We start from the raw sequence: 23,833 nt of genomic DNA, 5'->3' as shown, positions 1-23,833 counted from the left end.
CCGGATCTGCCCTGGCCGTCTACGCGGCATGGGCCTTTCGGTTCGTCGTCATGCCGCGCATGGTGCCACGATCTCGAATGACTCCTCCAACGGGTTTCGCTCGGTTGGGGATTCGCGCGGACGTGCGGCCTGGTTCGAGGGGTATTTCGGCTCATCGATAGCCTGCGTCATCATGATGCGTGCTTGGATCTTGCCGATGCTGCTCGTTGTCTGCGGCTCCTTCGTTGCGACTGCGCAAGTCTTCAAGGGGAACCCCGGCGCAGCCGCAGCACTGCTGCTGGTGTTTGTGCTGCTCGCGGGCGTCAACTCGCCTCTGATTTTTCCGAGGTCGATCGGTGCGCTGGAGGCGCAGCGTCGCAGCGCGGTCGACGGTCGGCCGGTCGTCTTCTGGCGGTCGGGCTGCAAGTACTGTCTGCGTCTGCGTTTCCGGTTGGGCCGTAGCGCCCGCCAGTTGTATTGGGTCGACATCTGGCGTGACCCGGCTGGAGCGGCGGTGGTGAGGGCAGCCAACGATGGCAATGAGACCGTGCCGACTGTTGTCGTGGCGGGGCAGTCACACGTCAACCCTGATCCTGAATGGGTGCGCGAGCGGCTCTTCCCTCCCGCGTGACCGGGGCCGCTGCCATAGTGGATGACCTTCCCTGTATGGCTCATGACTCAGTTCTGAGTTCTCCCCGCTGCTGGGCGATGCCCAAGTTCCGGATGAGCTGGGTCAGTTCTTCGACGAAGAGTTTGTCCGGGCTGAGGGTCTGGGTCTGCAGGTGGCCGTAGATCTCCAGTGAGACCAGGCCGTGCAGGTGGCTCCAGATGCGCAGGGCGAGGGCCACGGCGGCCGGGGGCAGGTCGGGGAAGGCCGGGCGGACCTTGTCGAGGAGGCCGGGGTCGAAGTCGGACCAGGTGAAATCGCTGTCCGCGTACCGCTGTTCGGCGTGTGGCCAGGCTGCTGCCGCCAGAGCGGTGATGCCGGTGCAGACCCGGCGGGCGGCGTCCGGGGCAGCGCCGTCCGCTGGCGGACGGTAGCCGGGGACGGGGTCGCCGTAGATGAGGCGGAAGCCCTCGGGGTGGTCCAGGGCCCAGCCGCGGAAGGCGCGGGCCCACGCCTGGATTCGGGCGGCCGGGTCCTGGGCGGGTGCGGCCTCCCAGGCGGAGTCCACGGTGTCGGCCAGCGCGGTGTACACGTCGTTGATCAGCGTGGTGACCAGGTCGTCGCGCGTGGCGAAGTATCCGTAGATGGCGTTGGCGGTCATGCCCATCTCGCGGGCGATGGCTCGCAGTGTGATCGCGTCGGGGCCGCCCGAAGTCATCAACTCGAGTGCGACCTTCTTGATTTCGGCCGTCGTCTCGGCCCGCAGCCGCTCGCGGCGCCCTCTGATCGTTCCCACAACCGAAGACTCTACAGCGTCACTTTGATACGCGCCGTGCATTTACTTCACACCGTATAGTCTTCGCGTGCCGTGAAGGGATCTCGGCAGCCGCAACCACAGGGGAGAGCCATGCGCATCGGAGTCATCGGAGCCACCGGCGGCATCGGCAGCCGTGTCGTCACGGAAGCCCTCGGTCGAGGGCACCACGTCACGGCCTTCAGTCGCGATGCCTCGAAGATCGAGGAAGGTCGGCAGAACGTCATCTGGAGGAGCATCGATGTCCTCGATACCGGCAGCGTCGCCGCGGCCATCCCCGGCCTCGACGTACTGATCAGTGGATTCCAGCCCGGCAACGCCGCCCAGGACATCGCCGATACGGTGGCGCGCTCGATCGCCGATCCCACCGTGTACGTGACCGCCGCACGAAGCCTGCTGAAGGCGCTGGAGAGCCACCCCCGGACCCGACTGATCGTCATAGGAGGCGCCGGCAGCCTGGAGATCGAGCCCGGACTCGTACGGGCGGACAGTGACGACCTGCTGCACGAGACCCTCGACGCGATCGGCCTGCCGAGGGAGTACGCCGCCGCGGTGCGCGGGCACCGCGACGCCCTGAACGTCCTGCGCACGTCCAACCGGCTGTGGACGTACCTCAGTCCCGCGGAGGACATCGGCCCCGGCGAGCGCACGGCCCGGTTCCGTATCGGTACCGATCAGCCGGTCCTCGACGCGGACGGGCGCAGCCGCATCTCCATGGAAGACGCCGCTGTCGCACTCATCGACGAGGCGGAGCTGCCCCGCTTCGTCCAACGCCGCTTCACCATCGGCTACTGAGCCGACATCGGTGGACCCACGCCACTAAAACGTCCGCATCCGGGCCGTACGACCGGTGCCGACGGAGGTGCCTTCGAGATCCCCACAGTGGCGGGGCGCGAATCTCTTGGGTGATCGCGGAGCCTGCGGGCGCGGGCCCGTCACGTACCGGCCGAGATCTCAGTCGTCTCGTCCGAGGTGATCCCCTTCTCCTCGGCCGCCTCAAGAGCCTTGTTGCGGCGCACGGATGACAGGAACGAGGCCGCGATCAGGACCACTCCGGCCAGTCCGGTGATGATCTCGCTGATCTGGTGCTGGATGGTGATCAGCAGGATCGCGGCGAGGGCGCCGATGGCGTAGTGGGCGCCGTGCTCCAGGTAGACGTAGTCGTCGAGGGTGCCCTGGCGGACCAGGTAGACGGTGAGGGACCGGACGTACAGGGCGCCGATACCGAGGCCGAGCGCCATCCAGAAGATGTGGTTGGTGATGGCGAAGGCGCCGATGACGCCGTCGAAGGAGAAGGAGGCGTCAAGCACCTCCAGGTAGAGGAAGAGGAAGAAGGCGGCCTTGCCGGCGAGGGCGACAACCGGCACCTGTTTGCCCTCCGCCCTGGCCTCCTCCTCTTCTTCGTGTTCGTGCTCTTCCCCTTCTTCGAGCCTGCCCTCGAAGTATCCCGAGAGACCGCCGACCACGAGATAGGTGATCAGCCCGGCGACACCGGAGAGCAGCACCGTGGCGGACTTGTCCGCGTGGCCCGTGCTGACATGTGCGTGCGCGGCAAAGGTCAGCGCCGAGACCAGCAGGACGATCAAGGCGATGCAGACCGACAGCATGTCGACCTTGCCGAGCCTGGCCAGCGGGCGCTCGATCCAGCCGAGCCACTTGATGTCACGGTCCTCGAAAATGAAGTCGAGGAAGATCATCAGTAGGAACATGCCACCGAAGGCCGCGATCGCCGGATGGGCGTCGGTCACCAGGCTCTCGTACCGGTCAGGTTCATCGACGGCGAGCCGCACCGCCTCGACCGGGCCCACCTGGGCGCTGATGGCGACGATCGCGACCGGGAACAGCAGCCGCATACCGAGCACCGCGATCAGAATGCCGACGGTGAGGAAGAGCCGCTGCCAGAAGGCATTCATCCTCTTCAGGATTCCGGCATTGACGACGGCGTTGTCGAACGACAGCGAGATCTCCAGGATCGAGAGGATCAGTACGACCCCGAAGGCCTCCCATCCCCACTGCCAAGCGGCGAAGGCGAGACCGAGTGCGGTGACGGCCAACGGCCAGCGAAATGTTCTGAGGATCATCGTTTTCCCGTGTGGTGAGGGTGAGTTCCGAGGGGGCTGGGACTCCAGACGACTGTGTCAGGAAGCGGCCTTCACGGCGAGGACCGGGCAGTCGGCTCCCAGCAAGATCTGCTGCGCGGCGGAGCCCATGATCAGCTTGCCCACCGCGCTCCGGCGCCGTAGTCCGATCACCACCAGGGACACATCAGGCTGCTCCGCCAGTTCGATTATCTCCTCGGCCGCATCGCGCCCGCCGAGCACCTGGCGGATGTCGAACTTGATCCGCAGTGCGGCCAAGTCCTCGCGGACATGGGCCAGATCGGGTTCCTGTGCGAAGCGAGGGTCCACGTAAGCGTCGCCGCGCGAGGTGTTCACCACCAGCACGCTCTCTCCGCGTCTGCGGGCCTCGTCGATGCCCGCCCGCAGTGCTGCCTCACCCTCGGGTGAGGGTACGTATCCGACCAGTACGGTCATGTCTGTTCTCCCTCCCATGCACTCTCAGGCGCTTCGCTCACGCAGGGGACGTACGACGAACCGCCGGACCAGCGGCCAGATCAGCATCAGGGCGATCGCCGTGTAGACCACGTAGGACACCGGGCCGCCCACCAGCCCCGACAGCTCGCCGCCCGACAACTGCAGGGAGCGCCGTCCCTGCAACTCGGCCCGCGGGCCGAGGATGACGCCGATGATCAACGGAAGAATCGGCAGTCCGAACCGTCGCATCGCGAAGCCGAGAAGTCCCAGGAGCAGCAGCAGGAACAGGTCCAGGGGCTGTGCGTTGACGGCGTACGCACCCATCGACGCGAAGAACAGGATTCCGCCGTACAAGTAGGGGCGCGGTATCTGCAGCAGTTTCGCCCAGGCCGGCGCGAGCGGCAGATTCAGCAGGAGCAGCAGCAGATTGCCGATGAACAGGCTGGCTATCAGCACCCAGACGAGGCTCGACTCGCGCTCGAACAGCAGTGGGCCGGGCTGGATGCCGTAGGACTGGAACGCCGCGAGCATGACCGCGGCGGTGGCGTTCGTCGGCAGCCCGATGGCCAGCATCGGGACCAGGGTGCCCGCCGCGGAGGCGTTGTTCGCCGCCTCGGGTCCGGCCACACCCTCGATCGCGCCCTTGCCGAACTCCTCGGGGTGCTTGGTGAGCCGCTTCTCCGTCGCGTACGAAAGGAAGGTCGGGATCTCCGCCCCGCCGGCCGGCAGCGCACCGAACGGGAAACCGAACGCCGTACCCCGCAGCCAGGGCTTCCACGACCGCTTCCAGTCCTTCTTGCCCATCCACGGCCGCCCGACCGGGATGACCTCGACCGGCTTGCGCCGCAGATGTGCGGCCACCCACAGCGCCTCGCCGACGGCGAAGATGCCGACGGCGACCACGACCACGTCGATCCCGTCGGCGAGCTGCGGGACGCCCAGAGTGAGCCGCTGCTGCCCGGACACCGCGTCGATGCCCACCAGGCCGATCGTCAGGCCCAACAGCAGTGAGATCAGGCCCCGGACGCGTGACGCGCCCAGCACTGAAGTGACCGCGAAGAAGGAGAGCAGCATCAGGGCGAAGTAGTCCGGGGCGCCCAGGCTGACCGCGAAGTCCACCACGATCGGGGTCACAAGGACCAGCAGCAGGGTGCCGATGGTGCCTGCCACGAAGGAACCGATCGCGGCGGTCGCGAGGGCCTGCGCCGCCCGCCCTGACTTGGCCATCTTGTTGCCCTCGATGGCGGTCACCACCGAGGACGACTCCCCGGGGGTGTTCAGCAGGATGGAGGTGGTCGACCCGCCGTACATGCCGCCGTAGAAGATGCCCGCGAACATGATGAACGCCTGCACCGGCTCCATGCCGTAGGTGATCGGCAGCAGCAGCGCCACCGTCATGGCCGGGCCGATGCCCGGCAGCACACCCACCGCGGTGCCGACGAGGACACCGACCAGCGCGAGCAGCAGGTTCATCGGGGCGACGACATCCGCGAAGCCCTGCAGCAGATGGTCCAGGTTCTCCATCACAGGATCCCTTGCAGCACACCGGCCGGGAGGTTCACACCGAGCCCGATCGCGAAGGCGTAGAACGTGGTGAGGGAGAGCGTCACCGCGATCAGCAGATCGCGTACGTAGTGCCGGTTCCCGAGGGCCAAGGCCGTCCCCCAGAACAGCAGCGCGCCGCTGATCACCCAGCCGAGCCGTTCGATCAGCACCGCGTTCACCAGGAACGCGCCGATCAGCAGCAGCACCGTGCGCCAGTCGATGCTCTGGGACAGGTCGACGTCCTCGCCGGCCTCCGGCTCGCCGTGGCCGCCCCGGGCGACATCGACCGCGTACAGCGCCGCGACCGCCACGAGCAGTACGCCCAGGATCAGCGGCACCGCGCGCGGCCCGACCGGGTCGGTGCCGCTGGTGATGTGCGGGATCCCGAGCCCGTCCACGATCACCGCGGTGCCCAGCAGGACGAGGAACGCGCACACACCGTACTGTGCGCGGTCCTTGCCTTCGGACGGACGGACGTCCTCCGCGCTCCGTTCGTCGACCGGGGAGCTCATGCCAGCCCGAGCTCGGTCAGCAGGTCGGCGACGGACGTGTCCTGCTCCTTGAGGAAGGTGCCGAACTCGTCACCCGTGGTGAACGCGTCGGCCCAGCCGCGCTTGGTCAGCTCGGCCTTCCACTCCTGCGAGTCGTGCATCGTGGTCAGACTGTCGATCCAGGTCGTCCGCTGCTCTTCGGTGATCCCCGGAGGGGCGACGATGCCGCGCCAGTTGGTGAAGACCAGGTCGATCCCGGACGACTTGAGCGTGGGGGAGTCCTTCACCGCGTCGATGGGCTTCTCGCTGGTCACCGCAAGGACCCGCACCTGTCCCGCCTCGATCTGGTCGAGGAACTCGCCGACTCCGCTGGCGCCGAAGGCGATCTTGTTGCCCAGGATGGCGGGCAGCAGCTCGCCGCCGCCGTCGTAGCCGATGTAGTTGACGCTCTTCGGTTCGATACCGACGGCTTTCGCCAGCTGCATCGGAAGCAGATGGTCCGGGCCGCCCGGCGAGGAACCGCCGCCCACGGCCACCTTCTTGGGGTCCTTCTTCCACGCGGTGACGAGGTCGTCGATCGTCTTGTACGGGGAGTCCTTCGACACGACGATCGCGCCGGCCTCCTCGATCAGCCTGGCGATCGGCGTGGTGTCGGTCAGCGCGGCCGCCGACTTCGAGGTGTACGCGGCACCGACGACGCCCAGCCCCATCTGCATGGCCAGCTTGCCGTTGCCCTTCTCGTTCACCAGGCGCTGCAGGCCCACGGTGCCGCCGGCCCCGGGCAGGTTGTACACCTGGACGCCGGACGCCACCTTGACGTCCTGCATCACCTGGGCGACGGTCCGGGCGGTGACGTCGTACCCGCTGCCCGGAGTGTTGGGCACCATGACCCTCAGACCGGTGACGGGCTTGTCGTTTCCGCTTCCGCTGCTCGATTCGTCCTTGTCCGCGGTGGCGCCGCAGGCGCCCACAGCGAGCAACCACGCAGCGGCAAGAGCTCCGAGAAGTGCGGCTCTGCGATTTCCCATGGCTCATCTCTTTCGCTCGGGCGAGTCCGGCGCCATGATTGTGCGGCTCCACGGACAGCCCGCCCACGTTGTGTGACCATTGAAGGTTGAGTTCATAGTGGTCGTGACGACCCGCCGCCATACGCTCGCCGGAGAGCTGCTGGTACTGCAGCTCGCCATCGTGGTGATGGTGCTGCTCGCGGTCGCCGCCGTCTCACTGGCGCAGTCCAAGGCGACGTTCGACCGGGTCGAGGGGCGACGGGTGACCGCCCTCGCCGAGGAGCTGGCCGGAAACCCACTGCTGCGCACCCAGCTTGTCCGTCCCGCACCGGCCGAGACCCTCGCGCCGCTGCTGCAGACCAGGCTGACCGGATCGGACGTCACCTCCGTCACGGTGGCCGACACCGAGGGCGAGATCGTCGCCGCCACCAATCCCACCCTGGTGGGGACCCGCCTGCCGGTCGAGGGACCCAGCGTCGCGCAGGCGCGCGGCTGGTCGGGGGAGTTGCTGGTGGACGAGCGTCGCGAGCTGGTGGCCCAGGTCCCGGTGCTCAGTGCCGACGCGGGCCACATCGGCGAGCATCTCGGCACGGTCATGATCGGACGGGCCTCACCGACGGTCTGGCAGCGGCTGAGCGGCGCCTCCTCGTACCTGCTCGCCTACCTCGGCATCGCCAGTGTGCTCGGGGTGGCTGGGTCCTGGCTGCTCGCCCGGCGGATCAAACGCCAGACCTTCGGCCTCGAACCACGCGAGATCGCCGGTCTCGCCGAGCACCGTGAGGCCATGCTGTTCGGGATAGCCGAGGGCGTGATCGCGCTCGACCCGCAGCTACGGCTGACGCTCGTCAACGAGGTCGGCCGCAGACTGCTCGATCTTCCCGAGGACTGTGTCGGGATGAGCCTGGCCGATCTGGGCATCGAGGGCAGGCTGTACGACGTACTGGCCGGGACCGGCGGCGAACACGGCACCGAAATCGGCACCGAGCGGCGCGACGAGGTGGTCGTACGCCGGGGCCGGGTGCTGGTGATGAACCGGATGGACGTCACCAAGGACGGCCGCCGACTGGGCTCGGTGACGACCCTGCGGGACCGCACCGAACTGGCCCAGCTGGAACGCGAGTTGGGCTCGTTCCGCAGCAGCACCGACCTGCTGCGCGCGCAGGCCCACGAGTTCTCCAATCAGCTGCACACCATCTCCGGGCTCATCCAGATCGGCGAGCACGACGAGGTCGTACGGTATGTCCGCGCCCTGCGAAGGCACCGGGACTCGCTCGATCTGACCCTCACCAGCCGGGTCCGTGACCGGGCCGTCGCCGCGCTGCTCATGGCCAAGTCCTCACTCGCCGCGGAGCGCAGGGTCCGGCTGCGGATCTCGGAGCTCACGGCACTGGACAGGCTGGAGCCTGCGGACTCCGCAGATGTGGCGACGGTGCTCGGCAATCTCGTCGACAACGCCCTCGACGCGGCCACGGCCGGAGACCTGGACAACGACGCCTGGGTGGAGGTCGAACTCCGCCAGGATGCCTCCAGCGTGGAGATCGTGGTGCGTGACTCGGGCCCGGGCGTGGCTCCCGAGCTCGCGCACGAAGTGTTCTCCCACGGCTTCACCACCAAGGCCGCGCAGGGCGGCGACCGGGGGATCGGCCTCGCGCTCACCCGGCTGGTCTGCAAACGCAGAGGTGGTGAGGTGTCGGTGGCCAACACACACGCGGGCGCCATGTTCACCGCCCGGATGTCCGTGGGCCGGCTGACCGACCGGGAAACGGAGGAAGTCCGATGATCGATGTACTGGTCGTCGAGGACGACTTCATGGTGGCGCGGATCCACCGCGGATTCGTCGAGGGCGTCGAGGGCTTCCGCGTGGTCGGATCGGCGAACTGCGGGGAACAGGCGCTCGCCGCTGCCGCCGAGCTGCAGCCGGACCTGGTACTGCTCGACCTCTATCTGCCCGATATGTTCGGCCTGGAGGTCATCCCCCGGCTGCGGACGGCGGGCCACGACTGCGATGTGCTGGTCATCAGCGCCGCCCGCGAGGCGGAGACGGTCCGGGGAGCCGTCCGTCACGGCGTGGTCGACTACCTGCTGAAACCGTTCGACGCAGGCGACCTCAAGGAGAGGCTGGAACGCTACAGCGCCCGGCGCGGCAATCTGCGCGCCCCCCTGGTCAGCGGGCAGGCCGATGTGGACCGGGCACTGGGCCGGGTGACTTCGCCGACGGTGACGCCCACCCTCCCCAAGGGCATGAGCGTGGAAACCGCGGAACTGGTCGAACGTGCGCTGCGCGCAGCAGACGGCACCTTGTCCGCGGCCGAGTGCGCGACCCTGGTCGGCATCTCCCGCGTCAGCGCGCGCCGTTACCTCGAATATCTCAGCGTCACGGGCCGGGCGGTGGTGTCGCTGCGTTACGGACACGCGGGCCGCCCTGAGCGCCGCTACCACTGGCATGCCTGACGGGGACTGTGGGTTGTAGGACTTGGGGTCGTACTACGGCTGTCACTTGCGCAGGGGCACGGTTTACGGCCTGCCCGTCACGCTTTCGAGGTCGGGAGCGCGGCGCGCAGTCCGCGGCGCAGCGCGCCGAGCTGGTCGGCGATCATGCGCTGGGTCACGTCGGCGTCCTCGACCAGGGCCGAGCCGTGGAACGTGCCCGGATAGTGGTGCAGTTCGGTGGAGACGCCGGCCTGGAGCAGCCGCTGGGCGTAGGCCAGGCCTTCGTCACGCAGGGGATCGAACTCACAGGTGGTCACGTAGGCGCGCGGCAGGCCGGACAGGTCCTCGGCGCGGGCCGGGGCAGCGTACGGCGAAACGCCCTCGGTGCCGCGCACACCAGCGCCCAGGTAGTAGTCCCAGCTCAGTTCGGCGTTGGGCCGATTCCACAACGGTGTGTCCGTGAAGGCCCGCATCGACACGGTGTCCAGACGGTCGTCGAGCTCTGGGATACCGAGCAACTGGAAGCAGAGCGCCGGGCCGCCCCGGTCACGTGCCACCAGAGCGACGGCCGCTGCCAATCCTCCGCCGGCGCTTTCCCCGCCCACGCCCAGCCGCTTCAGATCGATCCCCAGCTCGGCGGCGTGGGCCGCTGTCCACAGCAGTGCGGCGTAGCAGTCTTCGAAGCCGGCCGGGAACGGATGCTCGGGGGCCAGCCGGTATTCCACCGACACCACCACCGCGCCCACTTCGGCCGCGATCCGGGCGGCGTGGGAGTCGAACATCGCGACGCTGCCGAGCACGAACCCGCCGCCGTGGAGGTACAGCAGTCCGGGCAGTGTGCCGTCGGCGTCAGCCGGCTTGTACACCCGGACGGGCACCTGCGGGTCGCCCTGCGGTCCGGGGACTTCGAGGTCGCGCACGTCGAGCGGTATCGGCGGCTCGTAGACCGGAACATCCGCGATCAGGTCGCTTTCCGACTGCCGGACCAGCTCGATGTCCGTCAGGGGAGTCTGCGGGAACATCTCGATCCAGGGGGCCAGCTCGGGGTCGTACGCGTACGTCATATCGGACTCCTTCGTTGCTGACTCGCTCCGGCAGCCGGGTGCTCGCCCCACGATGACTCTGGGTTTGCCGGTCTCGGTGCCCTCGATCAGGGCCCGGGTGTCAGACGGTCACCGCGGGGCCTGTTGGCCAACGGGCGGAGGCGAAACGCCCGTTGGCCAACAGTCGTAGGTACCGCCTCGTCACCTGTGCGAGGTGTACTCCACCACCTGCTGGTAGGTCGGACGGTTCTGCCAGCTGATGTTGTAGTGCTTGATGCCGCCGAGCATCGTCTGGACGATCGAGTCGGCGCACCACTGGTCGCCCGCCGCGCACAGCTCGTCGCCGGGGTAGACCTGGGCCGCGGTCTTGCCGGCGGCGGTCTTGAGGGTGCTGATCAGGATGTCCCGGCAGCCGGTGAGGGTGCCGCCGCCGCAGTACTTCTGCGCCAGCGGGCCCTGCACCGTCTCACCGAGCACCGCCCGGATGTCCTTGTCCACGTAGCTCCACCATCCGTACTGGAAGGCGCTTCCGGCGTGCGAGCCGGTCGGTCCGTGTGAGGCCGACGGTGACTCGTCGATGGGGAGGTTGGTGGTGATGGCGTTGTAGAGGCTGGTACCGAGGCCCGGTTCGAACTCGGCCTTCACCAGGAGCGGCCACCAGGCGTCCAGGATGCGGATCGCGTCGGCGTTGGCGTAGGTCTTCGAGCCCTGCACGGTCTCCGTGCGTTTCGACCCCGCCGTCACCCATACGGACAGCTTGCTCACCGCCGCCGCGGCCGTGGGATCCGTGATGGTCTGGCTGTTGAGGACCTTGAGCAGGTCCGGGAGCACGTCCTCGGACCGTAGATCGGTGAGTGCGGCGTCGGCCATCGCCTTCGTGAGCGAGGCTCTGGTCACTCCTCCCGCGGCTACGAGCTTCTTCACGCGGTCATCCAGGAGATTGCCGCGATGGACGGAACCATCGCCCCAGGAGGCCATGGTGTAGTCCTTGGCCAGCTTGTTGTTCCAGGAGATGTAGTAGTCCTGGTCGATGGAGTTGGGATGCGCGGACGCCGGAGTGTAGGTGGCGGTGTTCGTTGTCGGATTCCACCCCTGCCACTCGTAGGCGGTCTGTGCCCACACCGGGAACTCGGCGTCGACGCCGGTGGCGCGCACCGGGTTGTTGCCGCTGTTGTAGTACGCGGTGTGCGACGAGTCGGCGTAGAACCAGTTGAAGGTGTAGTTGATGTTCTGTACCGCGCTCTGGAAGGTCGCCGGGCTGCTGACGTACCCCGGATCGTTGAGCATCTGGAAGCCGATCAACGAGTCGGTCTCGTGCATGTAGGAGGAGCGCAGAGTGGTGTACGCGACCTTCTTGCCGCCGACTGTCGCTCGGTACTGCACCGGGCCGTACTTGGTCCGGTAGACCTGCATGCGGTACGAGCCCGCCGCGGTGCCGTCGGCGGTGGTGGGCACCCAGGAGTTGGTCTGTTCGACCTTGTCCATGGCCGTGCAAACACCGTGGTAGAGGTAGTGGTAGTCGTCCTGGCACAGCTCGACGGCGTACGTGTCGATGATGTCCTGGCCGGAGGTCGTGGCGCTCCAGGAGTAGTCCTGGCCCCGCCCGATCTGGACGTAGAAGCTCAGCCCTGCGAACGAGGCGCCGCGGGCGCTGATTCCCGGGCCCTGGATCTCCTGGAGCATCAGGAGCTGGGGCGCGAAGTAGCCGGTCTGGGGACCGAAGACGGCGATCGGATGGCCGCTCGCCGTCTTACTGCCGTTCACCACAAGGGCGTTGGACATGCCCAGCTTGGCCGAGGAGACGGCGTCGGCCGCCGTTTCGGCTGAGGAACTGGTGGAGGTCGTGGTGGCCGCGCTGCCCGTGCGGTCGTAGACGAGCGGTTCCTGGGTCACCGAACCGGCGTCGGGAAGGGCCTGGCCCTGCGCGACGGCGGGCTTCGTCCCGTACGGGAAGCTCTGGCCGTTGTGCACGGTGAGGGCGGCTTCCGGGTCGTTGCGCTCGCGGAAGGACTCCCACACCGTGGTCCCCTGGGTCACGCCGTACTGGGACTGGGCGGCGAGGAGCGAAAGGGCGTTGTTGACCTCGCCGCCACCCCCGGAGCCGAAGAGCGCGCCGATGACGGAGGCCAGCGCCACCAGGTCGGTGAGCTTGAAGTGCTCGATGGTCCCGGCGTTGGTGATCGCGTCCTTGTGGCCGGTCAGGGCGTACTCGCCGGGGAAGTAGCGGCCGCTGTCGGAGGCGTCGATGTAGGCGTTGATGCCGGCGACGTAGGCGGTGACATCGGCGAGGGCCTGCTGGCCGCGGGCACCGTTGTTGGCGGTGACGCTGTCGATCTGGGCCTGCAACTCGGCCTCGGTGTACGGCGCACTGCGCCAGAACAGCTGCTCCAGACCCTGATTGGAAGGGTCACCGCCCGCGAAGGGGGTCAGCTGGCCGCGCCCCATGTGCCGGAAGACGTCCATCAGCCACAGCCGGTCCTGCGCGGCGGCGTACCCGGCGCCGTACTCCGTGCCGTATCGCGTGGTGCCGGTGATGTGCGGAACGCCCGTCTTCTTGTCACGGACGATCGTGACGTCGGTACGCCCGCCGGGATTCAGAGTCGACTCGACCTGGTCGGCGGCGACCCCGAACGAGGAGTCGTTGAAGAAGTCGTTGATCTTGGCGTCGGTGAGCGTGGAGTAGCCCGAGGCCAGGTTCGCGTAGGGGCCCAACTGGTCCTCGGCATGGGCGGGTTGGGTGCCTGCGACCTGGTTGAGCAGGATCTGGGCGAGGGTGGCATTGCCGTTCTCACCGGGCGGCAGGATGTCGGAGCACTGACCGCCGCAGTAGTCGTTGGCAGCGGCGGTGACAGCCGTAGGGGCGGCTGACGCCTGGGTGAGGGGAGACAGGAGACCGGCGACGAGAAGGCATACGGATGCCGTCTTCAGAGCCTTGGGCAATCTGCGGGGAGTTCTCAGTCTGTCCAGGATGGTGCGTGCGGTGCGCCTTTGCATGGCAGCTCCTCGGGGACGGGATGGACTGGACGCGGTACCGCCGCAATTGCGGCCTTCAGGGCGAGGGGACCTCCGGGTTTCGCTGTGCCCTGGCGATGACTCGGTCCATGTATCGGGCGAGCAGGCCGGGAACGGCTCCGGACGCGAAACGCAGGAGCCGGGTGCTCGCCCCGGGGATGACTCTGGGTCTGCCGGATTCGGTGCCCTCGATCAGGGCCCGGGCGACCTGCTCCGCGCTCAGGGCGTTCTCGCCGCTGGAGAGAGCGCGCAACTCGGGGGGTTTGAGGGGTGTTTCGCCGGCGAGCATGGGCGTGTCGACATCGGGCGGGTGGACCACGGTGACGGTGACCCCGCGCGGTTTGAGTTCCTGGCGGAGTACCTCGCACAGACCGCTCACGGCGAACTTGCCGGGTGTGTAGGCCCCGTAGCCGAAGACGCCGACGAAGCCCGCTGCCGAGGAGACGCAGGTGATGCTCCCGCGTCCGTCGGCCCTTTCGTCGGCTATGAGGTCCGGGACGGCCTGCTGGACCGCGAACAGGGTGCCGAAGTAGTTGACGTCCATGTGGCGGCGGTGGTCGTCGGTGGTGAGTTCGGTGAAGTAGCCGGGTTTGGTGATGCCCGCGCAGCAGATCAGGGACCGGACCGCGCCGAATTGCGCGCGGGCGTCCTTGAAGGCGGTGCTCAGGTCGTCCTCGCGTCGTACGTCGGCGGGCGCGACGAAGAGGTTGTCGTGCTGTTCGGCGGCCAGTCGGGTCGCGGCTTCGTCGGCGAGGCCGATCGCGGTGACGTGGGCACCCGCGTTGAGCAGGGCGCGCGTGGTCGCCAGTCCGATGCCGCTGGTGCCGCCGGTGACGACGGTGTGCCGTCCGGCCCAGTACGTGCGGTTCAAGCCGGCACCTCCTCAGTGCGTTCCGGGGTGACAGGGGCTTCTTGCTCCGCGTGTGCCGCCGAGTAGGTCGTCTCGGTGACGTCCGGCCAGTCGAAGCGGTCCCGCAGTTCTGCCAGATAGGTCTGGTAGGCGTGGCTGTTGACGTAGTTGGCGTGGCGCGGGCTGTCCAGGTACCGGATCCCGCCGCTGAGGTCGGGGGTGTCGTCGCTCTTGAGCAGGGCCAGGTCGGCCTTGTGGGTGCCGGTCTCGCGGGCCCGGATGTCCATCACGATGAGCTGGGCCATCTCGTCGAAACGCTTGTAGGCGGCGTCGGCGAACTCGATGAAGCCGAGGACGTACAGGGAGTCGTGCTCGCGGGAGAAGACGTTGAGGTACAGCTGCGGGTGGCCGGCCTTCCAGCGCAACAGTCCTTCGTCGAGGAACGGGACCCGGTACTCGTAGCCGGTGGCGAGCAGGACGACGTCGATGTCCTCGGTGCTGCCGTCGGCGAAGGCGACGCCCGTCGGGGTGAGGTGACTGACATCGGCTTTGGCGATGAGGTCGCCGTGGGCGAGATGGTGCAGTACCTGCGTGTTCATGATCGGGTGGCTGGTGAGCAGGTCGTGGTCGGGCGTGGGAAGCCCGAGCCGGGTGAGATCGCCGACGAGGGTGTCCACGAGTTGGGTCGGGTCGCTGGGCAGACTGACCCCCTTGGGCGGTTCGAGCACCCCGGCCAGCAGGGCGTCGGTCGGCACTCCGTAGACGTGCTTCGGTACGTAGCGGTAGCCGCGCCGCACCGACAGGAACGCCGTGTCCGCGTGCCGGGCGGCGTCGCAGGCGATGTCGACACCGGAATTGCCCGCGCCGACGACGAGCACCCGCTTGTCCCGCAGCTCCATGCCGTCGTGGAAGGTCACGGAGTGCCGGACCTCGCCGGTGAAGGTCTCCGCGCCGGGCAGCGTCGGCTCGTTCGGGTGCCAGGTGACACCCGGCGCGGCGATCAGGCCGTCGTACTCGCGGACCTCACCGGTGGAGAGGGTGACGCGCCACCGGTCGTCGGGCAGCGATTCGGCGCTGCTGACCGCGACCCCGAAGGTGATGTGCCGCGGCAGGTCGTAGGTGCGGGCGAAGTCGCGTATGTAGTCGCGGATCTGTTGCCACGTCGGGTAGTCCGGATAGTGGGCGGGCATCGGGAAGCCGTAGAAACCGCTGGTGTACTTGGAGCTGATGAAGTGCGCGCTCCGGTACATCGGGCTGCCCGGGTTGTCCATGTCCCAGATGCCGCCGACCTCGGTGTGCTTCTCGAACCAGTCGAAGGGCACCCCTTCCTGGGCCAGCGCGCGGCCCATGACCAGGCCGGAGGGACCCGCACCGACCAGGCAGTACTTCCGCCGGTAGGCGGCCGGTGCCGGTGCGGCGGCCGTACGGTCGCGTCGGCGCAGCTGCGATTCGGCGATGGCGGCGTAGACCGCGGGCTTGCGGCTGCGCAGCCGGAGGGCGACCACGACGCCGGCCGCCGCCGCGACCGCGAGGGTGACGGGAACCGTGTTGACGACCGTCGACGCCGACCCGGTGAGTGTCGCGTAGTTGACCACCACCAGAACGAACCCGGTGGTCAGGCCTGCGAACCCGATCGCCGGGGCGATGACGCCGCGCCAGAGGTCCCGGTCCTGGCGCTGCCAGAAGAACACGATCACCGCGAGGGACGCGGCGGCCTGCAGCGCGATGACGCCGAGGGTGCCGAGCCCGACCGTGCTGGCCGCGTAGGCGGTGTAGGCGTCCGCGCCGCTCACCGCGAAGCACAGCGTCGTGACGGTGGCCACGGCGGTGACGGTGAGACTGCCGATGTGCGGGCTGAGATGCCGCGGGTGGTAGCTCCCGAGCCGGTGCGGCAGGACGCGTTCGCGGCCCAGCGCGAACAGGTACCTGCTCGCGGCGTTGTGCAGCGCCAGCAGCGAGGCGAGGATGCTGGTGCACATCAGGACGGCGGCAATGTCGTACAGGCCGGTACCGCCGTCCCGCTGCATCAGCGTGAACACCAGGTTGCCCAGCTCCTCACGTGCGAGGTCCGGTGCCCGGCTGCCACCGGCGGCACCGACCACGATCCACGTGGTGAGGATGTAGAACAGCCCGATCGCGGTCACCGCGATGTAGGTCGCCCGCGGAATGCTGCGCTCCGGCGAGCGGGTCTCCTCGCCGTACAGCGCCGCGGACTCGAATCCGACGAAGCTGACGAAGGCGAACATCAACGCGATGCCGACCGATCCGGAGAAGACCTGACCGCCGGTCCAGGAGACTGCGGGGAACGCGTCGGCGCCGTGCCGGCCTGCGGCGACGACGTCGAAGACGAGCAGTACCGCGAACTCCCCGATCATCAGCGTGCCCAGGACCTTCGCTGACAGGTCCGCCGAGCGGTAGCCGAGCGCGGCGACGACGACGAGCGCGAACGCGCTGTACAGGTACCAGGGCAGATCGACGTTCTCGGTCAGCAGCACCAGCCGGGTGAAGTACCCGAAGGAGCCCACCAGTCCGCAGGTCAGCGCGGTGTACGCCAGCACCGCCACATAGGCGGCGGCGACGCCCGCCGGCTTGCCCAGTGAGCGGCCGATGTAGGTGTAGAAGGCGCCGGTGTTCACCACCCGGCGGCCCATCGCGGCGTAGCCGACGGAGAAGCACAGCAGGATCAGCATGCCGGCCAGGAAGGCGGCCGGGAGGCCGGCGCCGTTTCCGTAGATCAGGGCGAGCGGAACATTGCCGATCATCGCTCCCAGCGGCGCGGCGGCGGCGATCACCAGGAACACCACCCGGCCCGTGGACAGGACGCGACGGTCGCCGGGGGACGGGGGACCTGACGGTTCGGTTGTGGTTCGACGTGCCATGTGGTGCTCCCGGAATGTCGGTGCTTCAGCGGCGCGGCACTGCGCCGACGATGGCGGGAAAGTATCTCGGCCATCTGCCTTGGTCAAGTGGCCAAGTCAGACGTTGTGGCATCCTGTGCCCATGACTGGTCCGCGTTCTCCCCGCCGCCGAGCCGACGACTCCCGTCGCACCGAGCTGATCACCGCCGCACGCTCCGTGATCGCAAAGGAGGGCGTGGCAGCGGCGACGACCCGGCGCATCACCCAGGAGGCGGGTCTGCCGCACGGCACGTTCCACTACTGGTTCTCGGGGAAGGAGGAGCTCTTCGAGGAGCTCATCGCGGAGGTCATCCGAGAGCTCAAGGAAGGCGTCGCCACCGTTGTCTCCAGCGTCGAAGGCGACTCCGACGCGAGCCTGCGGGACCATCTGCGGGCCGCCTTCGACGTCGTACGACGTGATGAGCAGGTGGAGCCGGGCAGGCAACTGGCCATGTACGAACTGACGGCACTGGCGCTGCGTACCCCGGCACTGCGCGACATGGCCCTCCGGCAGTACCAGGCCTACCGGGCATCGGCCACGACGGTGATCGATCCCTGGTTGGCGGCCAGGGACATCGACGTGCCGGGCGGTGCGGAGGCACTCGGCCGTCTCATCTCCGTGCTCTTCGACGGGATGGTCCTGGCCTGGCTCGCCGACCCGGAAGGCAGCGACCCGGACGAGGTGTTCACCCTCATCGACACGCTGGTCTCCAGCCATCGGTCCGCGTCAAAGGGGAGCAACTCCGGCTGACGGAGTGAGTTGCGCGACCATCGGTGGCGGCCCCGACCGCCTGACCAGGTATGAGGAGGGGCCAGTCCTGTGGGCCGGCACCGGTCCTCGGACGGCATCCCGGATCAGGAGTGACCGCTCCCTGCCCCCGTTGCTGTCCCGCCCGGTCGGCCGTCCATCGACGGCGGGGGCAGCGGCGGCTGAACGCCTGGGGTGGACGGGGCGTCGTCATCCAGGTCGCCGCGCAGGGCGGCGATGGCGAAGGCCACCATGGAGGCCAGGAGGAGTAGCGCGAGCGGTCCCCAGATGGCCGGGATCGCCCACATCGGCCAGCCGTTGGCTGCCTGCGCCCAGAGCGTCAGGATGGCTGTGACGCCGATGCCGACGCCGTGCCACCGGACCACGGTCGCTGCTTTCGCGTGACGCCGGTTGCCCCGCACGATGAGTGGCCACAGCCCTCCGACGAGGGCGATCAGGCCGAATGAGACAAGGGCGAGCGCGCCGCCGAGGCGGTCCTCGGGCCACTCCAGGGGCCCAGAGGAGGTCTGCTGCCGCCGTCCGTCGGCGTCCCGTACCTCGACGACCTGCCCGTGCCAGATCAGGCCGACGACCTTGTCGTCCGGCTCCATCTCCGACACCACCGGCTCGGTTCCCGGGAACGTCACCTCCCACGACTTACCGGATGGCAGCAACAACTCCGCCTCCGGTGCCTTGCTCCGCTTGCCGCGGTGCATGTCGGCCTTCCGAACGGTGAAATCCTGCTCCCACAGGCACCCCGACGCCTTTACCGGGACGGAGGCGCACGCCGGCGCGGCACGGAACTCCCGCTCTCGCTCCAGCGCTCCGCGGATCTCGAAGGCCGTCGCCACCCCCGCGACGAGAGCCACGACAGCGGCCAGTACCCATACCGCGCTCCGCATCGTCTTGTTCCCCGCCGCCCCCGCCGCCCCCACCGTGCCCCATCACCTTTCCCACGAGTTCCCGAACACGTATTTGAGCACACCGGCCGATGGCCGCCGATGCCCCCTACGGGCAGCGCACGACCTACCGGGCTTGCCGGGCCCAGGCAACGAATGAAGGCGGCTGACCTGCGCCTCGCTAGGAGGAGGTCGGTTCCTGAGTGGACATGACGACGGCTGCCAAGTCTGCGCCTGCTCGGAGTAGCGCCACGGTTCGTACGGCGATCTGGTCAAGACGTTGTCGCAGGATGCGTTGGGCCTCTTCCAGGCCGTCGAACTGGCGCAGGGAGTCCATGATCTCGCGCACCGCGGGAATGCCGTAGCCGGCGGCGCGGAGGGCCGCAACGATCCTGGCCGCTCGGATCGCTGAAAGACCGTAGCGGCGTGCTCGCAAAGACGTCACTCGCTCAGGGATGACGAGCCCTTCCTGTTCCCAGAACCGCAGAGTCGAGGGACGCACATTGAGTGCTCCGGCGAGCTCCGTGATCGTCATCGCGTCACTTTCCCGCTCGAACTCGGGTGCGTTCGCCTCCGCCTGGATCGCACGCAACGCCTGTTGTGCGTGCAGAGCCTCGTCTCGTTCCCGTGCGAGTTGAACGTGCACCGCGTTGACCGCCGTGGCTGCCGCCGCGATCGTCTCCGTTCGCAGCTCCGCAAGCATCTGCCGGGCAGCGACCGGCCCCACGGCACCCGCGAGTCCTCGATAGGCGCGCAGGGCCTGCACATGAATGGGCGCGTAGGAGCGGTAACCGTTGCTCGATCGAGCGGCCGGCGGAATGACTCCCAGCCGCTCCAGGTCGCGAACCTGTTGCAGCGAGTACCCCGACTCCCTGGCGACATCGACTGTTCGGAGCGGTACCCGTTGCGAACCGCTCGCCGGCCCGTCCATCGCCAACCCCACATAAGCACTTGAAGGTGATGCTTGAACCATGAGTATGGAACAGATCATCGCGACCGTCCGAGACTTCGACGGCGCTCTCGTGTTCGTCCCGGAGTCGGGAGGCGACTTTCCCGAGTCGGCATGGGGGGACGCGTTCTTCTACTACGCCCCTGACGGGCAGATGCCTCAGAGTGTCCAGCCTTACGGGACGATCGTCACCAAGAACCATCCCGGCGACGACGCTTCCGACCTCGATCCTCCGGGCCGCTGGCGCGTGAACATCCACGTCGACCGTGCGACGTTCTGGGAGCTCACTGGGGAGAAGCCGCGCAGCCTCAGCCGCCCCCGCGACTACGCGGCCGTCGACAGTGTGATGCCGCACCCGGTATACGGCGCGCTTGGCTGGATCTCCGTCGTCAATCCCGGCGAGAGGACAGCGGACACGGTCGTGCAGCTTCTGCACAGCGCCCACGACGCCGCTCGTGCCCGGTTCGAACGGCGCCATGAAGTGGGAAGGGAGTGATCGCCGGCTGCGGGGGCCGAGTTCCATCCGTACCGGGTCACTTCACGAAGCGGTACTTGAGGTGGGTGGCGAGAGGCGTGGCGACAACCCTGACCGGCTCGAGGTCCCGCCGTCCTGCGCCCAGTGCGTCGAAGAGCCGCAGTCCCTCTCCGAGGAGCGCGGGCACCACGTGCAGCTGCAGCTCGTCGATGAGTCCCTCCCTGAGGTACTGCTGCACCGTGCTCGCGCCGCCCGCGATGTCGACGTTCCTGTCCCCGGCGGCGGCCTTCGCCTGGTCGAGGGCGCTGTGGATGCCGTCGGTGACGAAGGTGAAGGTGGTGCCGCCCTCCTTGACCAGGGTCGGCCGGGGGCGGTGGGTGAGGACGAAGACCGGGGTCCGAAACGGCGGGTTGTCGCCCCAGAACTCCTCGCCCGTGTCGTACATCATCCGCCCCATGACCACCGCTCCGGTGGCGTCGAACCACTCGCGCATCAGCTCGGAGTCACGGTTCTCCTCCCCGCCGGTCATGCCCTGGCGCTCCCGCCAGCTCGCCAGGTTGTGGATCCACTCGAAGAGCGGCTCGGCGCCGTCGCCGCCCGGGTTGTCAAGGGCGACGTTGCTGCCTGCGACGTAGCCGTCGAGGGAGATGGCCATGTCCGCTGTTACGGTCACGATGGGTTGCTCCTGAAGTCCTGGGATGTGCTGCCTTTACTCTCACGTCGATCGGGAACCGGCGCATTCGACATGCCAAGCGGGGGCACTGTGGCCACATCTCGAGCACGTCCTGGCGGGGCAGAGGGGATGTTCGCTCACCCGGTGCCGTATGTGCCGGGAGTGGTCAGGTTTTCTCCACCGTCGTCAGCCACAGCTTCACGTACCGCTCCACGTCGACGCCCAACGCCACATCCACCAGGCGCTGTTCGGACGCGCCTCCATGTATCTCGGACTCGCCGTGACGCGGGCGGCGGTCGACGATCGTCTGGCCGCGGGTGGGGCCCGGGGCCAGGCTCACCTCGACCGGGAGGTGTGCGGTGGTGATCCCCTCCGGGTCGACGACCGCGCAGACCGCGCCCGCGTCACCGAGGCCGCCTGTGGGGGTGGGGTCGCCGGAGGTGGCCGGGTCACGCTGGGCGAGCAACTCACCGGCCAGCCGAAGGCGGGGCTCAGAGCTGGAGCGCAGCCGCTGGACATCCGCGGCCGGGACCAGGACCTGCTGGAACACGTCGAGGCCGTACATCGTGATCGGCACCCCGGCGGTGAGCAGGATCGCGGCGGCTTCCGGGTCGTGCCACACGTTGAACTCCGCGACCGGCGTGGCGTTTCCGGTCGCCACCGCGCCGCCCATGAACACGATCCGCTCGATGTTCCCCACGACTTCCGGGTGCGTACGCAGGAGCAGCGCGATGTTGGTCAGCGGCGCGGTGGGTATCAGTGTGACCGGCCTCGGCGCGGCGAGGATCTCCCGCCGCAGCAGCGTCACCGCGTCCACGTCGACCGGTACCCGGGTCGGCGCGGGCAGCCCGAGGTCGCCCATCCCGTCCTGCCCGTGCACGTGCCGCGCCGTCCGCAGCGGCTCGATCAGCGGCCGCTCGGCACCCCGCGCGACGGGGATGTCGGGGGCGCCGGCCTGCTCCAGCACGGTCAGGGTGTTGCGGACGACCCCGTCGACATCGGTGTTCCCGGCCACGCAGGTCACCGCGCGCACGTCGAGACCGGGATGCCGTACGGCGAACAGCAGGGCCAGGGCGTCGTCGACACCGGTGTCACAGTCGATGATCACCGGTATGGGCTGACCGGTCATGGCGGCGCTCCTCCGTCCAAGGGTGGTTATAGGACAGCGACTCTACGCAGGCGCCGACAGTGGACCGGTCGACCGTTCACGCATCCGACCGGACGCGATCGCTGGAGACGAGGCGTACTCCTCGTGGGCGAACCGCGCCGGCCTGTGCAATGGGCTGCGGCGCAGGCAGATCGTGACCCGCATCGCCCGCCGAGGCGTGGAGACATCCGGCCGCCTGGGCCGCCACTGCCGGGTGGTCGAGCGCACCATCTATTTCGCCGAAGTCGATCGAGTCAAGCCCGCGTAGCGGTGTGCGACTCCGCCGGGAAGCAGGTATTCGGACAGCAGGTTGTCGGCGCGGCGGGATGGCAACCCCATGTCGTGCAGGAGTTCGTCCGCGCAGTGGATGTCGTAGGGGCCGAAGTCGTAGCCCCCGGAGTCCGGCAGGACCTGCTCCTGCCAGGCCAGGCGGGCGTCGATGGCCTCCCGCATCTCCTGCTCGCCCGGGGTGGTGCGCAGCGTCGCCCGGAAATGACAGGTCAGCCAGTGCGCGGTGAGTTCCACGCCCATGATGTTGTTGAAAACCTGCCGGAAGCCGACGAACCCCAGCCGGTCGATGCCGGGTGGCACGATGCCGCGGTAGAGCCGCAGCCGCCCGGCGGAATCATGTGCTTCCACTCCCGAATCCAGGAACGGGAAGACTTTGTGGTGCCCTGTGGCGAACACGATGACATCCGCCGCGACTTCCTCGCCGGTCGCCAGTCGCAGCCCCTTGTCGGTATACGCCTCGACAGCACTGACCTTGGAGGCGATGAGGCCGCGGCGGACGGCCCGCGCGTAGCCGCGTGGCATCACTCCCGCGTGGGTCAGGTGGAAGGGGAGCGTGTGAGTGGGCCGCAGCTGCTTCGGAAGCCGGTACAGCCCGGTGGAAAACAGCATGTCGCGGCCGATGAGCCACCACAGAGCTCGCTTGACCCGGTCGTCGATGCGGTCGATCGGACGGATACAGGCCGGATCGTGGTAGCGGGGCAGGAGTGCCTCACCGAGCCGGGTGAGCAGGATCCACTTGTAGCCGACCAGGCCCAGCAGGAGCCTCTCGGGGACCATCCAGTTCACCTTGCGCTGCACGATTGTGGCCGAGGTCGCCTCGCGTGCGGCGCGGGTGATCAGGTCCAACGCGGACTTGCCGCCGCCCACGACGACCACGCGTCGGCCGACGAACGTCCCGGCCCGTACTTCGTTGGAGTGCAGCACGGTCCCGTGGAACGACTCACGCCCGGGAAGCTCGGGCAACTGGGCGTGATGATGAGCCCCGCTGGCGACAACGACGTAGTCGAACGATTCGCGATGCACCTCCGCCGCCTCGTCCCCAGCGGCCCGCGACTCGATCGACCAGCCCGAGGCGCCCACCCGTCCGGGCCCATCCACTGGCCGGATGAAGATCACTTCGGTGCCGGGTCGGACGCGGTCCAGCACACCGAAGGTCTCGGCGTAGTTCTCCAGGTAGCGTTGAGTGTTCGCGGCGTCGGCGAAGTGCAAGCGGTTGGGCAGGTCCGCGAACTCGAAGAGGCGGAGCGCGGACTGGTTGGCCAGCCCGTCGTAGCAGCCCTCTGCCGACCAGATGCCGCCGACCTGCTGGTACTTGTCGAAGACCGTGACGTCGAAGCCGTTCTCCAGCAGCACCTTGGCGGTGACGATTCCCCCGGGGCCGGCCCCGACAACACACGCTCTCATCAGCTGCCACTCTCCTTGGGAGATCGCCGCATCCAGCT

21 protein-coding genes and 1 pseudogene are annotated in these 23,833 nt (G+C 68.3%); 7 read left to right on the top strand and 15 right to left on the bottom strand.

The window, feature by feature from the left end; translation table 11 throughout:
• The first annotated feature begins 172 nt into the window (after positions 1 to 172).
• On the top strand, positions 173 to 610 hold the full coding sequence (locus tag OG219_RS02270; protein WP_266835971.1) for a glutaredoxin domain-containing protein: 438 nt from the start codon (positions 173 to 175) through the stop codon (positions 608 to 610).
• A gap of 40 nt (positions 611 to 650) precedes the next feature.
• Here the strand turns inward: OG219_RS02270 and OG219_RS02265 are convergent, their stop codons facing one another.
• Positions 651 to 1,382, bottom strand: a complete 732-nt coding sequence (locus OG219_RS02265; protein ID WP_323183259.1) for a TetR/AcrR family transcriptional regulator — start codon at positions 1,380 to 1,382, stop codon at positions 651 to 653.
• A gap of 111 nt (positions 1,383 to 1,493) precedes the next feature.
• Here OG219_RS02265 and OG219_RS02260 point away from each other — a divergent pair, with 111 nt between their 5' ends.
• Complete coding sequence (locus OG219_RS02260; protein ID WP_266822290.1) at positions 1,494 to 2,195, top strand: NAD(P)-dependent oxidoreductase; 702 nt, start codon at positions 1,494 to 1,496, stop codon at positions 2,193 to 2,195.
• 140 nt (positions 2,196 to 2,335) lie between these two features.
• On the opposite strand, the gene OG219_RS02255 is transcribed toward OG219_RS02260, so the two are convergent.
• From OG219_RS02255 to OG219_RS02235, 5 genes are read right to left on the bottom strand one after another with little or no spacing between them, the layout of a single operon-like run.
• Positions 2,336 to 3,481 carry a DUF475 domain-containing protein gene (locus tag OG219_RS02255; protein WP_266822288.1) on the bottom strand — a complete coding sequence of 382 codons (1,146 nt, stop codon included), beginning with the start codon at positions 3,479 to 3,481 and terminating at the stop codon, positions 2,336 to 2,338.
• A gap of 57 nt (positions 3,482 to 3,538) precedes the next feature.
• Positions 3,539 to 3,934: a universal stress protein gene (locus OG219_RS02250; protein WP_266822286.1), complete on the bottom strand. Its 396-nt coding sequence runs from the start codon at positions 3,932 to 3,934 to the stop codon at positions 3,539 to 3,541.
• Between the two features lie 24 nt (positions 3,935 to 3,958).
• The gene (locus OG219_RS02245) at positions 3,959 to 5,458 is read right to left on the bottom strand and encodes a tripartite tricarboxylate transporter permease (protein ID WP_266822284.1); all 1,500 of its coding nucleotides are present in this window, start codon (positions 5,456 to 5,458) and stop codon (positions 3,959 to 3,961) included.
• Positions 5,458 to 5,991 (bottom strand): tripartite tricarboxylate transporter TctB family protein, encoded by a 534-nt coding sequence (locus OG219_RS02240; protein ID WP_266822282.1) that lies wholly within the window; start codon positions 5,989 to 5,991, stop codon positions 5,458 to 5,460. The genes OG219_RS02245 and OG219_RS02240 overlap by 1 nt, the downstream gene beginning before the upstream one ends.
• Positions 5,988 to 6,998, bottom strand: a complete 1,011-nt coding sequence (locus tag OG219_RS02235; RefSeq protein ID WP_266822279.1) for a tripartite tricarboxylate transporter substrate binding protein — start codon at positions 6,996 to 6,998, stop codon at positions 5,988 to 5,990. The genes OG219_RS02240 and OG219_RS02235 overlap by 4 nt, the downstream gene beginning before the upstream one ends.
• A gap of 97 nt (positions 6,999 to 7,095) precedes the next feature.
• On the opposite strand from OG219_RS02235, the gene OG219_RS02230 reads away from it, so the two are divergent.
• Positions 7,096 to 8,757: an ATP-binding protein gene (locus tag OG219_RS02230; protein ID WP_266822277.1), complete on the top strand. Its 1,662-nt coding sequence runs from the start codon at positions 7,096 to 7,098 to the stop codon at positions 8,755 to 8,757.
• A complete protein-coding gene (locus tag OG219_RS02225; protein ID WP_266822275.1) occupies positions 8,754 to 9,428 on the top strand; it encodes a response regulator in 675 nt (224 codons plus the stop codon). Before OG219_RS02230 ends, OG219_RS02225 begins: the two co-directional genes overlap by 4 nt.
• Before the next feature lie 77 nt (positions 9,429 to 9,505).
• On the opposite strand, the gene OG219_RS02220 is transcribed toward OG219_RS02225, so the two are convergent.
• The 4 genes from OG219_RS02220 to OG219_RS02205 all read right to left on the bottom strand — a co-directional run bounded on the left by OG219_RS02220 (position 9,506) and on the right by OG219_RS02205 (position 17,191).
• Complete coding sequence (locus OG219_RS02220) at positions 9,506 to 10,471, bottom strand: alpha/beta hydrolase (protein WP_266822273.1); 966 nt, start codon at positions 10,469 to 10,471, stop codon at positions 9,506 to 9,508.
• Positions 10,472 to 10,651: 180 nt separating this feature from the next.
• Positions 10,652 to 13,444 carry a penicillin acylase family protein gene (locus OG219_RS02215; protein WP_266822271.1) on the bottom strand — a complete coding sequence of 931 codons (2,793 nt, stop codon included), beginning with the start codon at positions 13,442 to 13,444 and terminating at the stop codon, positions 10,652 to 10,654.
• 55 nt (positions 13,445 to 13,499) lie between these two features.
• A complete protein-coding gene (locus tag OG219_RS02210; RefSeq protein ID WP_266822270.1) occupies positions 13,500 to 14,333 on the bottom strand; it encodes an SDR family NAD(P)-dependent oxidoreductase in 834 nt (277 codons plus the stop codon).
• Positions 14,330 to 17,191: an amino acid permease gene (locus OG219_RS02205; protein ID WP_266822268.1), complete on the bottom strand. Its 2,862-nt coding sequence runs from the start codon at positions 17,189 to 17,191 to the stop codon at positions 14,330 to 14,332. Before OG219_RS02205 ends, OG219_RS02210 begins: the two co-directional genes overlap by 4 nt.
• A gap of 121 nt (positions 17,192 to 17,312) precedes the next feature.
• Between OG219_RS02205 and OG219_RS02200 the strand changes: the two genes are divergently transcribed.
• Positions 17,313 to 17,960 (top strand): TetR/AcrR family transcriptional regulator, encoded by a 648-nt coding sequence (locus OG219_RS02200; RefSeq protein WP_266822266.1) that lies wholly within the window; start codon positions 17,313 to 17,315, stop codon positions 17,958 to 17,960.
• Positions 17,961 to 18,064: 104 nt separating this feature from the next.
• Here the strand turns inward: OG219_RS02200 and OG219_RS02195 are convergent, their stop codons facing one another.
• Both OG219_RS02195 and OG219_RS02190 read right to left on the bottom strand, forming a co-directional pair.
• Positions 18,065 to 18,859, bottom strand: coding sequence for a hypothetical protein (locus OG219_RS02195; protein ID WP_266822264.1), 795 nt, complete (start codon positions 18,857 to 18,859; stop codon positions 18,065 to 18,067).
• A gap of 178 nt (positions 18,860 to 19,037) precedes the next feature.
• Positions 19,038 to 19,787 carry a MerR family transcriptional regulator gene (locus OG219_RS02190; protein WP_266822262.1) on the bottom strand — a complete coding sequence of 250 codons (750 nt, stop codon included), beginning with the start codon at positions 19,785 to 19,787 and terminating at the stop codon, positions 19,038 to 19,040.
• A 46-nt stretch (positions 19,788 to 19,833) separates the two neighbouring features.
• On the opposite strand from OG219_RS02190, the gene OG219_RS02185 reads away from it, so the two are divergent.
• A complete protein-coding gene (locus OG219_RS02185) occupies positions 19,834 to 20,301 on the top strand; it encodes a DUF6194 family protein (RefSeq protein WP_266822260.1) in 468 nt (155 codons plus the stop codon).
• A 37-nt stretch (positions 20,302 to 20,338) separates the two neighbouring features.
• Here OG219_RS02185 and OG219_RS02180 read toward each other — a convergent pair whose 3' ends face one another.
• Entirely contained in the window at positions 20,339 to 20,953 is a 615-nt protein-coding gene (locus OG219_RS02180; RefSeq protein WP_266822258.1) for a dihydrofolate reductase family protein, read from the bottom strand.
• Positions 20,954 to 21,119: 166 nt separating this feature from the next.
• On the bottom strand, positions 21,120 to 22,082 hold the full coding sequence (locus OG219_RS02175; RefSeq protein WP_266822256.1) for a nucleoside hydrolase: 963 nt from the start codon (positions 22,080 to 22,082) through the stop codon (positions 21,120 to 21,122).
• 154 nt (positions 22,083 to 22,236) lie between these two features.
• Here OG219_RS02175 and OG219_RS02170 point away from each other — a divergent pair.
• Positions 22,237 to 22,332, top strand: a pseudogene (locus OG219_RS02170) (IS5/IS1182 family transposase); the annotation flags it as partial.
• On the opposite strand, the gene OG219_RS02165 reads toward OG219_RS02170, so the two are convergent.
• Positions 22,332 to 23,795: an NAD(P)/FAD-dependent oxidoreductase gene (locus OG219_RS02165; RefSeq protein ID WP_266822254.1), complete on the bottom strand. Its 1,464-nt coding sequence runs from the start codon at positions 23,793 to 23,795 to the stop codon at positions 22,332 to 22,334. The pseudogene OG219_RS02170 and the gene OG219_RS02165 sit on opposite strands and share 1 nt — an antisense overlap.
• Positions 23,796 to 23,833: the final 38 nt, after the last annotated feature.

The sequence above is a fragment of the Streptomyces sp. NBC_00038 genome, from assembly GCF_026343635.1.
Lineage (GTDB): Bacteria > Actinomycetota > Actinomycetes > Streptomycetales > Streptomycetaceae > Streptomyces.
The sequence above is the reverse complement of the archived record's forward strand: the minus strand, read 5'-3'. Positions and strand labels throughout refer to the sequence as shown.